We start from the raw sequence: 13,997 nt of genomic DNA on the forward strand, positions 1-13,997 counted from the left end.
GCCCCCATCTGGACGGCAAGGACACGCAAGTCCAGCGAACCGCCGAACCGTGTGGGGCGCGGGTGATCGCTGTTCGGCTAGGGTCCCATGCCGTGACTGGCTTCAGCGGTGCGGACCGCATCACGGTGCTGCTCGTCGAGGACGACGAGGGCGACGCCGTGCTGGTCGAGGCGCTGTTGGAGGAGGTCGGCGCCGACGTCGAGCTGCACCGCGTGCGGACGCTGCGCGAAGCGACCCGACTGCTGGCCAAGGTGGACTGCGTCCTGCTGGACCTGGGCCTGCCCGACACCACCGGGCTCGACGGGCTCACCCGGCTGCTGTCGGTGTCCTCCCCGCCCGCGGTCATCGTCCTGACCGGACTCAACGACGAGCTCCAGGGCGAGCGCGCGGTCGCCGCCGGCGCCGAGGACTACCTGGTCAAGGGCCAGGTGGACGGTCCGCTGCTGCTGCGCGGCATCCGGTACGCCGTCGGCCGCAAGCGCGCCGAGGAGACCCAGCGGCAGCTGCGCGACGAGCAGCTGCACGCCGCCGAGAAGACCCGCCTGGAACGCGGTCTGCTGCCCACCCCGATCCTGCACGGCCCGGACCTGGGCGTGGAGGTCCGCTACCGGCCCGGCGGCAGCCGGATGCTGCTGGGCGGCGACTTCTTCGACGTGGTCCGCACCCGCGACGGCACGCTCCAGGTGCTGATCGGCGACGTCTGCGGGCACGGGCCGGACGAGGCCGCGCTGGGCGTGCTGCTGCGCATCGCGTGGCGGGCGCTGGTGCTGGCCGACCAGGAGCCGTCGCGGGCGCTGCGCACGCTGCACGAGATCCTGGAGCACGAGAGACACCAGCCGGGGCTGTTCACCACGGTGTGCATGGTGTCGATCGCGCCGGACCGCAAGTGGGCCCGGGTCTACCTGGCCGGGCACCCCGAGCCGATGCTGCTGGTCGGCAACCAGGTCACCGAGCTGCCCCGGGACCGGGCGGGCCTGCCGCTGGGCGTGCTGCCGGACAGCACGTGGAGCGGCTTGGACGTGCCGCTGCCGCCGGGCTGGTCGCTGCTGCTCTACACCGACGGCCTGGTCGAGGGCCGGGTCAAGGGCGACACCGAGCGGCTGGGCTCCGAACGGCTGATCGGGCTGATCGACGACATCACCCGCGCCCGCCCGGACTGGGCGCGCGACCCCGCCGGGCTGCTGGACTCGCTGATCGCGCGGGTCAAGGAGCTCAACGGCGGCGAACTGGACGACGACATGGCCGTGCTGCTGATCTCGGACCAGGGCTGATCGGCCGGGAGTGACGGACCGAGGCTGATGGACTACCGCACCCGCTTGCCGGCGAGCCGGCTGCTCGTGGCCGCCGTGACCATCCTGATCATCGTGTGCGCGAGCGCGATCGGCGGTGTCGCCGTCGCGCTGATGGGCCTGAAGGACGCGCGGGCGGTCCTGCTGGACCAGGTCAGCCCGGCCCGGCGCGCCGTGCAGGAGCTGGACGGCGCGCTGGTCGACCAGGAGAGCTCCGTGCGCGGCTTCGCGCTGACCGCCAAGGAGGAGTTCCTCGACGGCTACCGCGCCGGGCAGGAGGTCGAGGCCGACGCGCTGGCCGACGCCCGGCGGCGGCTCGCCGAGGTCCGTCCCGACCTGGTGGCGCGGGTCGACGCCATCGCCCGGCTGACCGCGAACTGGCGTGCCGAGTACGCCGAGCGGATCGTCGCGCAGATCCGTGCCGCCGACACCCCGCAGGTCGACGTGGCCGGCACCGAGCGCGGCAAGGAGGTGTTCGACAACCTCCGCGGCACCGTGTCGGCCCTGGAAGGCGAGCTGGCCGGCGACGCCGCCAAGGCCCGCGTGGACCTCGACGCCGTGGCCGACCAGGTGTTGTTCCTGGTCATCGGGCTGGGCGTGCTGCTGGTGGTGATCATCGCGGCGGTGGCAGTGGTGCTGTACCGGATCCTGATCCGGCCGCTGTCGGTGCTGGCCGACCAGGTGCGGCAGGTGTCGTCGGGCGACTTCGAGCACGTCATCGAGACCGGCGGGCCGCGCGAGACGGTGATGCTGGGCGAGGACGTCGACGCCATGCGCACCCGCATCCTCAACGACGTGGAGGACCTGCGGCGGTCCAATTCGGAGCTGGAGCAGTTCGCCTACGTCGCCTCGCACGACCTCCAGGAGCCGCTGCGCAAGGTCGCGAGCTTCTGCCAGTTGCTGGAACGGCGCTACTCCGGCGAGTTGGACGAGCGCGGTGAGCAGTACCTGCGGTTCGCGGTGGACGGTGCCAAGCGGATGCAGGTGCTGATCAACGACCTGCTGGCGTTCTCCCGCGTCGGCCGGCTGACCCGCGAGCACACCCTGGTCGACCTGAACGAGACGCTCGCGCAGGTCCTGGACAGCTACTCCGAGGCGATCGAGCGGACCGGCGCGACGATCGAGGCGCCGGAGCTGCCGACCGTGCGCGGCGAGGCGTCGCTGCTCGGCGGCGTGTTCGGCAACCTGGTCAGCAACGCGCTGAAGTTCCACGGCGAGGACCCGCCGCTCGTGCGGATCTCCGTGGAACGCACCGACGGCCACTGGACCTTCACGGTGAGCGACAACGGCATCGGCATCGACGCCGAGTACGCTGAGCGGATCTTCGTGATCTTCCAGCGCCTGCACCACAAGGACGACTACCCGGGCACCGGCATCGGCCTGGCGATGTGCCGGAAGATCATCGAGTACCACGGCGGCACGATCTGGCTGGACACCGGTGAGGGCGCCGGCACGACCTTCAAGTTCACCCTGCCGGCAGTAGTAGAGGACACCGAGGTGACCGAATGAATGACTCCATGAACGTCGTCGACGTCCTCCTGGTCGAGGACGACCCGGGTGACGCCCTGATGACCCAGGAGGCGTTCGAGCACCACAAGATCCGCAACCAGCTGCACGTGGTGCGCGACGGCGTCGAGGCACTGGAGTTCCTGCGCCGCGAGGGCCGCTACGCCGACGCGCCGCGCCCCGGGCTGATCCTGCTGGACCTGAACCTGCCGAAGATGGACGGCCGCGAGGTGTTGGCGCAGGTCAAGGCGGACGAGTCGCTGCGGACCATCCCGGTGGTGGTGCTGACGACGTCCGAGGCGGAGGAGGACATCCTGCGCTCGTACAACCTGCACGCCAACGCCTACGTGACCAAGCCGGTGGACTTCGACCGGTTCATCGAGGTCGTGCGCCAGATCGACGACTTCTTCGTGACCGTGGTGAAGCTGCCTCGCTGAAATTCCTCCGGACGCCGTAGGCCCGGGTTTGTCGGTGCTGCTGCGTACGGTCTGGTTCGACGGTCCACCACTCGAACCAGGAGGCGCAGATGTCCACCGTGACCTCGGCCGATGGCACCACCATCGGCTACACCCGGATCGGCTCGGGTCCACCGGTGGTGCTCGTGGACGCGGCGAGCTGCTTCCGGGGCAACAGCCCGATGGACGCCTTGGCCGACGCCCTCGCAGCCGACTTCACCGTGTTCACCTACGACCGACGCGGCCGGGGCGAGAGCACCGACACACCGCCTTACGAGATCGCCCGCGAGGTGGACGACCTGCGAGCGGTGCTCGCGGCGACACGCGATCTCGGCGGCGGTCCTGGTGCTAGCGGCGCGGGTCGCGGCAGCAGCGGCCACGACAGCGATCTCGGCGGCGGTCCCGGTCAGGCCGGGTCGGTGTTCGTGCACGGGTTCTCCTCCGGCGCGGTGCTCGCGCTGCACGCTGCCGCCGGCGGGCTGCCCATCGCCCGGCTCAGCCTCCTCGAACCGCCCCTGGCCGAGGACCCGACACCGGACGCGGCGCTGGTCGCCGAGCTGGAGCAGCTGGTGCGGGAGGGCAGGCGGGGCGACGCGGTGCTGCGGTTCCAGCAGGCGATCGGGGTGCCGGAGGAGTTCGTGGCCGGGATGCGCCAGTCGCCGGCGTGGCCCGCGCTGGAAGGGCTCGCGCACACGTTCGTCTACGACCTGGCGATCACCGGCACAGCGCCCGACCTGGCCGCCGTGCGGGTGCCGACACTCGTGGTGGACAGCGAACGGTCCGACGAGCGCCTGCACGCCTGGGCCGACGGCGTGGCCGCCCGCCTCCCGCGGGCGACCCGAACAACCCTGCCCGGCGAGTGGCACGGCGTGGCCCCGGACGTCCTGGCCCCGGTGCTCGCCGCCCACTTCCGGGCTGATCCGGACGCCCCTCAGCGCGCCGAGTCGACGCGCGGGCGACGCTCAGCCGGCTGAGTAGACGCGGGCCACGCTCAGCGCGCCGAGTCGAGGTCGCCTCCGCTCAGTGGGCCGAGTAGACGTGCACGCCGTCCACGGTCTCGACCGACGCGAGGCCGCGCCGCACGAGCACGTCCAGGTGGGCCGCGGTCTCCCCGGTCGCCAGCACGCGGTTGAACAGGTCGAGGTCGTCGAACCGGCGGTCGCGGCGCGTCCAGCCGAGCTTGCGGGCGGTCTCGAACGCGGTCCCGGTGCCCGAGCGCACGGCGTCGAGGGTCGCGGCCAACCGCTGCTCGTGGTGGGCCAGCAGTTCGTCCACCCGCGCGTGGCTGGACCCGGTGACCGGGCCGTGCGCGGGCAGCAGCCGCAGGTCCGGGTAGGAGCGCACGAGCCGCAGGGAGTCCAGGTAGTCGCCCAGCGGCAGTTCCGGCCGGGCCGGTTCGAAACCGATGGAGGGGGTGATGTGCGGCAGGACGTGGTCACCGGCGAACAGCAGCGACGACTCGACGTCGACGAACACCACGTGCCCGCGGGTGTGGCCGGGCGTCGGCAGGACCCGCAGGACCCGCTTCTCCAGGCCGAGGTCGGTCTCGGAGAGCCACTCGTCGGGCTCCTCGTAGTCGCGCAACTCGGCCTCGCCGATCGCCTCGACCGCCTTGCGCCACCGTGCCGCCAGCTCACCGCCACCCCACGAAAGGAGGTTCGCCAGCTGCCCGTCCCGGGTCCGGCCGATGATCCGCCGCAGTGACGGCTGCTCACCCAACCCCAACGCGACCCGCGTGCCGAACCGCCGCCGCAAGGCGACGGCCAGCGTGTAGTGGTCGCGGTGCAGGTGGGTGACCAGGAACCGGCGGATGTCGGTGAAGTCGCGCCCCAGCGCGCCCAAGGCCGCCTCCAGCGCCCGTTCGCCGTCCTCCAGCGCCCAGCCGGCGTCGACCAGGACGAGCCCGTCGCCGTCCTCGATCGCGTAGACGTTGACGGTGTGCAGGCCGTCGTTGGGCAGCGGCAACGGGATCCGGTGCACGCCGGGCGCGACCTCGAAGACTCCGGGCTCGGTCCACTCCATCCCCGGATACTACTTACGGGTAACCGCGATATCCGCGCGCCCTGGGGACCTTCGCGCAGCGCGCCGGTCCGTCATGCGTGTGCGGCTCAGTCGCTCACCTCGGCGAGTTCCGGGTGCTTCTCCAGGTACCCGCGCACGAACGGGCACCGCGGCACGACCGCCAGGCCGCGTTCGCGCACGTCGGCCAGCGCCTGCTTGACCAGCGCGCTGCCCAGGCCCTTGCCCTCCACCGCGACCTCGGTGTGGGTGAACACGATGCGGCCCGGCTCGAGGGTGTACTCGGCGAACCCGCCGAGCTGCCCGTCCAGGCGCACCTCGAAGCGGGACAGCTCGGGGTTGTCGGACACGGTGACGACGTCATGATCGAGGCTCACGAAGCCCACGGTATCCGCGCGGTGCAAGATTGCGCGATGGACGTCTACCTGCTGATCCTGGGCGACCACCTGCCGGACCCGAGCACGGGCCGGGTGGTGAGCGAAGCGGAACGGCTCCGGGCGATCGTGGAGCAGGCCGTGGTGGCCGAGGAGGCGGGGTTCACCGGCGTCGCGATCGGCGAGCACCACTTCACCCGCTACATCGTCTCCGCGCCCGAGTTGCTGCTGGCCACGATCGCCGAGCGCACGTCGCGGCTGCGCCTGTCCACGGGCGTCACGCTGCTGGCCCACCACGACCCGGTCCGGGTCGCCGAGGAGTTGGCGACCCTGGACGTCCTGTCCGGCGGGCGCGCGGAGATGATCGTCGCGCGGGGCGTGTCGCAGCGCACCGACGCGGCCTTCGGCGTGCAGGACGACCTGCGCGCCCGGTTCGACGAGAACCTGCGCCTCCTGCTGCGCCTGCTGGAGGAGCCGCACGTGACCTGGAACGGCCGCTTCCGCAGTCCGCTTGCGGACGTCACCACCACTCCCCGCCCCCTCCAGCGGCCACGCCCGCTGGTGTGGATCGGCAGCGGTTCGGCGGTGTCGGCGGACCTGGCGGTGGAGTTGGGCCTTCCGCTCATGCTGCCCAGCACCCTGCGGGACCCCAGCACGCACCGCGGCGTCGTCGAGCGCTACCGCACCGCCATGCGCGGTGCGGGCCGGGTCGCGCTGCCCAGCCACGTGTTCGTCGCCCCGTCGGCGGCCCGCGCCCGCGAGGTCTGGCGCCCGCACCTGTCGGCCTACGCGCACTTCGCCGACCCGTGGCGCGGTGACGGCGACTTGGACGTCGACCTGCTCATGGACGGCGCGGCGGTGTGCGGCGACCCGGCCGAGGTCGCCGACCGCCTCAACGACCTGGCCCACCTGCTGGGCCTGGACGCCCACCTGGTGATGGTCGACATCGGCGGGCTGCCGCACACCGCCGTCCTGGACACCATCCGGCTGTTCGGCGAGGAGGTCCTCCCGGCCCTGAAGTCACCGGCCACCACCTCGGGCCACTGATCCTCCCCGTCCCGCCCGCACTCCTCGTCTTACGGGACGCGCGAGTCGGCGTTTGGTCGCGGATCCTGCCATTCACACGATCGGGTGAGGCCCGTCGCGAGGCCGCGAAACGCCGCTGACCTGCGTGAACGGGCGGCGCGCCACCCCTCGCGGACGCGCCGCCCGTCGGTGGACGTGCGTTAGTGGAGGGCGGCCAGGGCGGCCAAGCGGGATGTCGTGGGGTCGCCGCGGCGGACCACGACCAGTTCCCGTGTGGCGCGGGTCAGGGCGACGTAGCGTTCGGCGGGCGACATGCGTTCCGGCTCGACGACCACCACCTCGTCGAACTCCAAACCCTTGGCCGCCCGCGGCGTGAGGGGGCCGTCCGGGGAGATCACCGCGAACGTCCCCCGCGCCCCGCGCAGCCGCTCGACGACCGACAGGTCCGACACCACCATCTCCACCGGCGGCGAGCCGCGCCGCACCGACACCGGCGGCACGGCCGACGCGTCCACCTCCGCCAGCGCCGCCGCCGCGTACGACATGATCTCCGCCGGGGTCCGGTAGTTCACGGTCAACCGCCGATACGCCCACCGCTCCCGCACGTACGGCGCGAGCACCGCCGACCACGACCGCACCCCCGCCTCGGCCTGCCGCTGCGCCAAGTCGCCGACGACGGTCATGGACCGGTTGGGGCACCGCCGCATCAGCACCCGCCAGTCCATCTCGGACAACTCCTGCGCCTCGTCCACCACCACGTGCCCGTAGGTCCACTCCCGGTCCGCGAAGGCCCGCTCGGCCACGGTCCGGTGGTCCGGGACGGCGTGCCGGTCGGCCAACCACGTGGAGTCCAGCAGGTCGGTCACGCGCAGCTCGTCGTCGGCGTCGTCGTAGCCCTCCATGTCGAGCACCTCCAGCACGCCCCGGGCGTACTCGACCTCCGCCGCCCGCTCGCGCTCCGCCGCACGCACGGCCTCGTCGGTGGTGCCGAGCAGTTCCGCGGCCTCGTCCAACAGCGGCACGTCGGACACCGTCCACGCCCGCCCGTCCTCCCGGTACAGCTCCGGGTAGCCCAGCGCCAGGCACCGCCCCTCGTACAGGTCGGCCAGCAGCGCCGCGGGCGTGAGCACCGGCCAGAGGGCGTCCGCCAGGGCGAGCAGGTCGGCGTTGCGCAGCAGCTCCCGCCGCACGTCCGCCGCCAGCTCCGGCCAGTCGTGCCCGATCAACGCCAACGCCGGCCCGACCAGCACGTCGACCAGCGCGTGCCGGAACACCTCGCGAGCCTCGTTGTGCCGCAACCCACTGGCCCGCGCCCGGTCCCGCGCGACCGCCACCAGCTCGGCGTCGACGGGCACGGTCACGTCCTCCAGCTCCACCGGCACCGGCTCGACGGGCAGCTCCTGCCGGTCCGCGATGGCTTCGCGCAGCAGGTCCACCGCCGCCAGCCCGCCCTTGAGCCCCTGCACCTCCGGCGGGTCCTCCCGCGACGTCCGCACCCCGGGGAACAGCTCCCCCGGCGTCGCGAACACCACGTCGGTCTCCCCCAGCGACGGCAGCACCTCGCCGATGTAGCGCAGGAAGCCGGGGTTCGGCCCCACGACCAGCACGCCCTGCCGCGACAGCCGCTCCCGCTGCGTGTAGAGCAGGTAGGCCACGCGGTGCAGCGCGACCGCGGTCTTGCCCGTGCCCGGTCCGCCCTCGATCACCAGTACGCCCCGGTGGTCAAGGCGGATCACCTCGTCCTGCTCGGCCTGGATGGTCGCGACGATGTCCCGCATCGTCTCGCTGCGCGGCGCTTCCAACGCCTCCACCAATGCCGTCCGGTCCAGGTGCAGTTCGTCGTCGTGGAATCCCTCCAACGCCCGCCCGCGAGTGCGGAAATGCCGCCGCCGGGTGAGGCCTTCGGGATTGGCGCCGGTGGCCGTGTAGAACGGTCGGGCGGCCGGCGCGCGCCAGTCGGTGAGCAGCGGCGCGTAGTCGTCGTCGGGGTCGAACAAACCGATCCGGCCGATGTAGGTGGACGTGCCGCCGTCGTGGTCGATGCGCCCGAAGCACAACCCCTCGTCCGCCACCCGCAACCGGCTGACCTGCTCGGACAGCGTCCGAACGGCCACCTCCCGGTGCCACCGCTGCTCGTGCGGGTCGAGCAGCGCGGCGTCCAACCGGGCCTTGGCCGCGGCCCGCTCCCGGTCGAGCCGCTCGTACAGGAAAGAAATCCGCTGCCGTTCCGTGGACAATTCCCCTGCCGTCACGCTTGCCCCCTGTGATACAATAGATCTGTATCCCGTTCCAGCCTCATTCCCGTATTTGAGGCGAACGTCTTTTGTACCACGACTCCCGCCATTTCCGGCGTTACCCGTTCGGGTGATCCCGTGGTGCGGCAGACTGCCGGGCATGGGTTTCCTCGACGGCAAGGCGGTCGTCATCACCGGCGCGGGCAGCGGCCTCGGCGAGGCCTACGCGCGGCACGCCGCCCGGGAAGGCGCGTCGGTGGTGGTCAACGACCTGGCCGGCGCCGAGCGCGTGGTCGCCGACATCCGCGCCGAGGGCGGCACGGCACTCGCGCACACCGGCTCGGTCACCGAGACCGCGGACGAGCTGATCACGTTGTGCCACACCGAGTTCGGCGCGGTCGACGGCCTGGTGAACAACGCGGGCACCACCCACTTCGCCGCACCGTGGGAGGACGACCCCGAGATCGTCCGCCGGGTCGTCGAGGTCAACGTCCTGGGCACGATGTTCTGCGGCATCGCGGCGGCCAAGGTCATGCGCGGCGGCTCGATCGTCAACGTCGCGTCGGGCGCGATGCTGGGCCGCGCCGACGCCGCCGCCTACTCGGCGTCCAAGGGCGCGGTCGCCGCGCTCACCGCGTCGTGGGCGGGCGGCCTGGCCGAGCGGGACGTGCGCGTCAACGCAGTGTGCCCGCTGGCGTGGACCGGCATGATGGAACGCGACCCGCGCAAGGATTCCTTCGGCTCACCGGACACCACCCCGGCCGCACGCATGGCGCCCCTGGTCACGTACCTGCTCAGCGACGCCTCCCGGCACGTCACCGGCCAACTGATCCGCTTCCTGCCGGACAAGCTGCACGTCATCGCCCAGTACGCGGTCAAGCAACCGGTGCTGGTCCGCGACACCTGGGACACCGACACCATCGCCGCCGCCTTCCACCCGGACACCGGCGACCTGCTCCCCGAACCCCCGGGCCGCGACCGCTGGCGCGCCTGACGCCACGAGCGCCATTCGCCGGCGCGGCCTCCGGCCCCCGAGTCGATCGTCGCACGAGGTACCGACATCGCCAGGCGCACGGCCACACGGAGGAACACGCGACCACCGCACCGCGCCCGGCGGCAACCGACCTCCGCGCCACGCGCACGCCGGCAACCGACCACCGCACCGCGCGCCCGCCGGCCCACGCGACCCCGCGACTGCCGCCAGCGAGCGTCAGGACGCGACGGTGACTGTCGCCGGCGAGCCTCAGGACGCGACGGTGACTGCCGCCGGCGGCGTCAGGACGCGACGGGGACTCGTTGCCGGCGCAGGGGCACGACCATCGGTGTGCCCGTCTCCGGGTCGTCGATCACGCGGCACGGCAAGCCGAACACGTCCTCCACCAGCTCGGCGGTCACGATGGACGCCGGGTCGCCCTGTGCCACCACGCCCTCGCCCGGCTTCATGGCGATCAGGTGCGTCGCGTACCGGCACGCCTGGTTCAGGTCGTGCAGCACCGCCACCAGGGTGTGGCCGCCGTCCTCGTGCAGGTCGGCGCACAGGTCCAGCACCTCGATCTGGTGCGCGATGTCCAGGAACGTCGTCGGCTCGTCCAGCAGCAGGATCGACGTCTGCTGCGCGAGCACCATCGCGAGCCACACCCGCTGGCGCTGACCGCCGGACAGCTCGTCGACCTGCCGGTCGGCCAGGTCGTGCACGCCGGTCAGCCGCATCGCCTCGCCGGTGACCACCTCGTCCTGCGGCGACCACTGCCGCAGCAGCCCCTGGTGCGGGTACCGGCCGCGCGCGACCAGTTCCCCCACCGTGATCCCGCCGGGCGCGATGGACGCCTGCGGCAGCAGGCCCAGCCGTCGCGCGACCTCCTTGGAGCGGTAGGACGCGATCGCCGCGCCGTCGAGGTAGACGGTGCCCGCGCGCGGCTTCAGCATCCGCGCCAGCCCTTTGAGCAGCGTCGACTTCCCGCACGCGTTGGGGCCGACGATGACCGTGAACGACCCGTCGGGGATCTCCACGTCCAGGCCGGTGGCCACGAGCCGTTCGTCGTAGGCCAGCGTCAGGCCCTCGCCGCGCAACCGAGCCGTCATCCGCACGCTCCCTGGTCCGACCGTTTAGGCGAGCCTAACCGAAGCGAGCCCGGCCCGGCCACGACCCTTTGGTCCACAATGGACTCAGCGGCCGGTGGCCGCGTACGCGGGCTGCTCCGGCACGGCGGTCTCCCGGCGGGCCAGCACGGACGACAGGATCTCCGCCACCCGCACCGAGGTGTTGGACAGCAGCGACGACGAGATCCCGTGCGTGTGCTCGGTCCCGCCCTGCAAGTACAGCCCGCCCGAGACGCCGTCGTCGGTGGCGACCCGGTAGTCCCGCCCGATCCGCAGCCGCCCGTCCGCGTCCCGCCGGCACCGCCCGGCCAGCTCGCCGAGCAGGTCGGTCGGGTCCGCCTCCCGGTACCCGGTAGCGCACACGACCGCGTCCGCCTCCAGCACCTCCCGCTCGCCGCTGGACAGCGACTCGACGGTCAACCGCACGCCGTCCGCCGACTCGGACAGCTCCGCGATCCGCGACAGGTTCAGCACCCGCAACCGCCGCACGCCCAGCACCTTCTCCCGGTACACCCGGCGGTACAGCTCGGCGATCAGGTCGTTGTCCACCACCGCGTAGTTGGTGTTGGCGTGGTAGCCCATCAGCTTGCGCTTCACGTCCTCGGGCGCCTCGTAGTACTCGTCCACCGCGCCCGGGTCGAAGATCCGGTTGGCGAACGAGCTGTCGTCGGCCGGGCTGTACCCGTACCGCGCGAACACCGCGCACACCTCCGCGCCGCGGAACCGCTCGTGCAGGTACGCGGTCACCTCGGCCCCGCTCTGCCCGGCGCCGACCACCACCAGCCGCCGCGGGTCGGCCAGCGCCTCGACCTTGTGCAGGAAGTCCCGGTTGTGCCACACCCGCTCGGACGGCTCGACCCCGTCGGGCAGGCTCGCCCGCAACCCGGTCGCCAGCACCAGGTTCCGCGCCCGCCGCACCTCGACCTCGCCGGTGGACGTGCGCGAGCCGACGTCGAAGTGGGTCACCACCCCGTCCTCCACGACCGGCCGCACCGACACCACCTCGTGGTCGTAGGAGACCAGGTCGTCCACCTGACCGGCGGCCCACTCGAAGTAGTCGTGGAACTCCACGCGCAGCGGGAACAGGTTCTTGTGGTTGACGAAGTCGACCAGCCGGCCTTGGCCGTGCAGGTAGTTCAGGAAGCTGAAGGGGCTGGTCGGGTTGCGCAGCGTCACCAGGTCCTTGAGGAACGACACCTGCATGGTCGCGTCGTCCAGCAGCATCCCGCGGTGCCAACCGAAGCGGGGCTGGCGCTCCAGGAAGTGTGCGGTCACCACGTCTTCGGGGCGCGCGGCGGCGTTGTACTCGGTGACGGCGATCGCGAGCGCCAGGTTCGAGGGCCCGAAGCCGACGCCGAGGACGTCGAAGACAGGTGGCTGTGGCATGGCTGTCCCATCGGTGCGACAACAGGAGATCGAACTTTGGTTACCCTAACCTAAGTCCGCGCACGGTGGGAGTGATCCGGACCTCTCCGGAGATTAGGCTAGCCTCACCTTTCGCATCGATGAAAGGGCGCTTCGGGGGAACCGCGGCGTCAGGCGGACCGGCGTGGGACCAAGGTCGTCGGCAAGATCGCCGGTTCGGGTGTGGATGTGCCGCCGTCGAGGCGTGACAAGAGCATCCGGGCCGCCGCGCCGCCCATCTCGCGCATGGGCTGCCGGACCGTGGTCAGCTCGGTGTGCGCGGCGACCGGTATGTCGTCGAAGCCCACCACCGCCACGTCTTCGGGCACCGTCCGCCCCGCCGCCCGCAACGCCCGGATCACGCCGAGCGCCGACAAGTCGTTGTGCGCGAACACGGCGTCGAACGGCAGCCCGGCGCCCAGCAGTTTCTCCGCCGCCACCGCGCCCCGGTCGGTCGTGAAGTCGCCCTCCACCACCAAGCGCGGGTCCACGTGGACGTCCTGCTCGGCCAGCGCGTCGAGGAAACCGTCCAGCCGCTCCTTCACGCACCCGAAGGTCAACGGACCGGTCACCACCGCGAACCGCCGCCGGCCGGCCGCCACCAGGTGCCGCGCCGCGTCCCGTGCGCCCTCGCGGTTGGTCGTGGCCACCGACGGGAAACCCGGCCGGCTGCCCCGGTCGTCGATCATCACGACCGGCAGGCCCTGGGTGTGCAGCGTCTCGATGTAGCTCAAGGTGTCCGGCGGCTCGATGACCAGCAGCCCGTCGAACGCCTTCGCCGACACGTGGCTCGCGAACTGCGCCAGCGACTCCGCGCCCCGGTTGACCGTGTACAGCAGCAGCCCGTACCCCTCGGCCTCGACCTCGTCGACCGCGCCCTGGACGACCTCGCTGGTCCACGGCCAGGTCAGCGACGGCACGAGCATCCCGACGGTGCGGGCGCGACCCCTCGCCAGCCCGACGGCCCGCGCGCTGGGCACGTAACCGACGTCCGCGATGACCTGCCGCACCCGCGCCGCCGTCGCCGCGTCCACGTCGGGTTTGCCGTTGAGCACGCGGGACACGGTCGCCTTGCTCACCTGGGCGCGTTGGGCGACTTCGGCGATCGTGACTCGCACTGGGCACTCCCCGGTAGGACCACGGCGTTGTGGAACCGGTACCGAAACCGGTTACGAGCGCGCAGTCAACCGTGCGGGACTCGTCAACGTCAAGACCGGTTCACACCCCTGGCGCAGCGGCCGTCCGGGCGAAAGAACGACGGCGCGGTCGCCTCCGGCAGGGCGTCCCGACCGCCCCACGATCACGCGAGCAGGGCCAGACCGGCCGGCGTGATCTCCGCCGGCACCCACGGACCGTCACCACCACGGGCCGCCGGACGGACCAGTCCGGCGTGGGCCAACTGGCGGGCGGTCACCTGGTCGCTGCACAGCAGACCGTCGACCCGCAGGTCGGGCTCCTGACTGTGCGTCACTTCGGCACGGCCGGCCGCGACAGCCCGCAGGACCGCTCGTGCTCGTTGGTTCAGTTCGTCGTCCATGATCTTCCACCGTCGTTCCGCAGGGCTCGCACCGGGTTTATCGCCGCGACCCC

At 72.1% G+C, this 13,997-nt stretch carries 13 protein-coding genes; 6 read left to right on the forward strand and 7 right to left on the reverse strand.

Annotation, left to right across the window (positions count from 1 at the left end; genetic code table 11):
- The first annotated feature begins 92 nt into the window (after positions 1–92).
- The 4 genes from WBN91_RS09625 (at position 93) to WBN91_RS09640 (ending at position 4,224) form a co-directional block, all read left to right on the forward strand.
- Complete coding sequence (locus WBN91_RS09625) at positions 93–1,271, forward strand: PP2C family protein-serine/threonine phosphatase (protein ID WP_337723406.1); 1,179 nt, start codon at positions 93–95, stop codon at positions 1,269–1,271.
- 27 nt (positions 1,272–1,298) lie between these two features.
- Positions 1,299–2,798, forward strand: coding sequence for a sensor histidine kinase (locus WBN91_RS09630; protein WP_337723407.1), 1,500 nt, complete (start codon positions 1,299–1,301; stop codon positions 2,796–2,798).
- The gene (locus WBN91_RS09635; protein WP_121228263.1) at positions 2,795–3,232 is read left to right on the forward strand and encodes a response regulator; all 438 of its coding nucleotides are present in this window, start codon (positions 2,795–2,797) and stop codon (positions 3,230–3,232) included. Before WBN91_RS09630 ends, WBN91_RS09635 begins: the two co-directional genes overlap by 4 nt.
- 89 nt (positions 3,233–3,321) lie before the next feature.
- Complete coding sequence (locus WBN91_RS09640; protein WP_337723408.1) at positions 3,322–4,224, forward strand: alpha/beta fold hydrolase; 903 nt, start codon at positions 3,322–3,324, stop codon at positions 4,222–4,224.
- Positions 4,225–4,270: 46 nt separating this feature from the next.
- On the opposite strand, the gene WBN91_RS09645 is transcribed toward WBN91_RS09640, so the two are convergent.
- Together WBN91_RS09645 and WBN91_RS09650 are read right to left on the reverse strand one after the other, a co-directional pair.
- The gene (locus WBN91_RS09645) at positions 4,271–5,272 is read right to left on the reverse strand and encodes an MBL fold metallo-hydrolase (protein WP_337723409.1); all 1,002 of its coding nucleotides are present in this window, start codon (positions 5,270–5,272) and stop codon (positions 4,271–4,273) included.
- 86 nt (positions 5,273–5,358) lie between these two features.
- Entirely contained in the window at positions 5,359–5,646 is a 288-nt protein-coding gene (locus WBN91_RS09650; protein ID WP_337723410.1) for a GNAT family N-acetyltransferase, read from the reverse strand.
- 36 nt (positions 5,647–5,682) lie between these two features.
- Between WBN91_RS09650 and WBN91_RS09655 the strand changes: the two genes are divergently transcribed.
- Positions 5,683–6,690, forward strand: a complete 1,008-nt coding sequence (locus tag WBN91_RS09655) for an LLM class flavin-dependent oxidoreductase (protein ID WP_337723411.1) — start codon at positions 5,683–5,685, stop codon at positions 6,688–6,690.
- A 179-nt stretch (positions 6,691–6,869) separates the two neighbouring features.
- Here the strand turns inward: WBN91_RS09655 and WBN91_RS09660 are convergent, their stop codons facing one another.
- The gene (locus tag WBN91_RS09660) at positions 6,870–8,921 is read right to left on the reverse strand and encodes a UvrD-helicase domain-containing protein (protein ID WP_337723412.1); all 2,052 of its coding nucleotides are present in this window, start codon (positions 8,919–8,921) and stop codon (positions 6,870–6,872) included.
- A 142-nt stretch (positions 8,922–9,063) separates the two neighbouring features.
- On the opposite strand from WBN91_RS09660, the gene WBN91_RS09665 reads away from it, so the two are divergent.
- The gene (locus tag WBN91_RS09665; protein WP_337723413.1) at positions 9,064–9,897 is read left to right on the forward strand and encodes an SDR family NAD(P)-dependent oxidoreductase; all 834 of its coding nucleotides are present in this window, start codon (positions 9,064–9,066) and stop codon (positions 9,895–9,897) included.
- Positions 9,898–10,178: 281 nt separating this feature from the next.
- Here WBN91_RS09665 and WBN91_RS09670 read toward each other — a convergent pair whose 3' ends face one another.
- The 4 genes from WBN91_RS09670 to WBN91_RS09685 form a co-directional block, all read right to left on the reverse strand.
- Positions 10,179–10,985, reverse strand: coding sequence for an ABC transporter ATP-binding protein (locus WBN91_RS09670; RefSeq protein WP_337723414.1), 807 nt, complete (start codon positions 10,983–10,985; stop codon positions 10,179–10,181).
- Positions 10,986–11,069: 84 nt separating this feature from the next.
- The gene (locus WBN91_RS09675; RefSeq protein ID WP_337723415.1) at positions 11,070–12,389 is read right to left on the reverse strand and encodes a lysine N(6)-hydroxylase/L-ornithine N(5)-oxygenase family protein; all 1,320 of its coding nucleotides are present in this window, start codon (positions 12,387–12,389) and stop codon (positions 11,070–11,072) included.
- A 149-nt stretch (positions 12,390–12,538) separates the two neighbouring features.
- Positions 12,539–13,525 carry a LacI family DNA-binding transcriptional regulator gene (locus tag WBN91_RS09680; RefSeq protein ID WP_337723416.1) on the reverse strand — a complete coding sequence of 329 codons (987 nt, stop codon included), beginning with the start codon at positions 13,523–13,525 and terminating at the stop codon, positions 12,539–12,541.
- Positions 13,526–13,707: 182 nt separating this feature from the next.
- On the reverse strand, positions 13,708–13,944 hold the full coding sequence (locus WBN91_RS09685; RefSeq protein ID WP_337723417.1) for a hypothetical protein: 237 nt from the start codon (positions 13,942–13,944) through the stop codon (positions 13,708–13,710).
- Between the last annotated feature and the right edge of the window lie 53 nt (positions 13,945–13,997).

The sequence above is a fragment of the Saccharothrix sp. CCNWYY140 genome (assembly GCF_037401995.1).
Taxonomy (GTDB): domain Bacteria; phylum Actinomycetota; class Actinomycetes; order Mycobacteriales; family Pseudonocardiaceae; genus Actinosynnema.

Coding starts and splice junctions, on each gene's coding strand:
- WBN91_RS09630 (WP_337723407.1), top strand. CDS start 1,299: ATGGACTACCGCACCCGCTTGCCGGCGAGCCGGCTGCTCGTGGCCGCC.
- WBN91_RS09635 (WP_121228263.1), top strand. CDS start 2,795: ATGAATGACTCCATGAACGTCGTCGACGTCCTCCTGGTCGAGGACGAC.
- WBN91_RS09640 (WP_337723408.1), top strand. CDS start 3,322: ATGTCCACCGTGACCTCGGCCGATGGCACCACCATCGGCTACACCCGG.
- WBN91_RS09645 (WP_337723409.1), bottom strand. CDS start 5,272: ATGGAGTGGACCGAGCCCGGAGTCTTCGAGGTCGCGCCCGGCGTGCAC.
- WBN91_RS09655 (WP_337723411.1), top strand. CDS start 5,683: ATGGACGTCTACCTGCTGATCCTGGGCGACCACCTGCCGGACCCGAGC.
- WBN91_RS09665 (WP_337723413.1), top strand. CDS start 9,064: ATGGGTTTCCTCGACGGCAAGGCGGTCGTCATCACCGGCGCGGGCAGC.
- WBN91_RS09670 (WP_337723414.1), bottom strand. CDS start 10,985: ATGACGGCTCGGTTGCGCGGCGAGGGCCTGACGCTGGCCTACGACGAA.
- WBN91_RS09675 (WP_337723415.1), bottom strand. CDS start 12,389: ATGCCACAGCCACCTGTCTTCGACGTCCTCGGCGTCGGCTTCGGGCCC.
- WBN91_RS09685 (WP_337723417.1), bottom strand. CDS start 13,944: ATGGACGACGAACTGAACCAACGAGCACGAGCGGTCCTGCGGGCTGTC.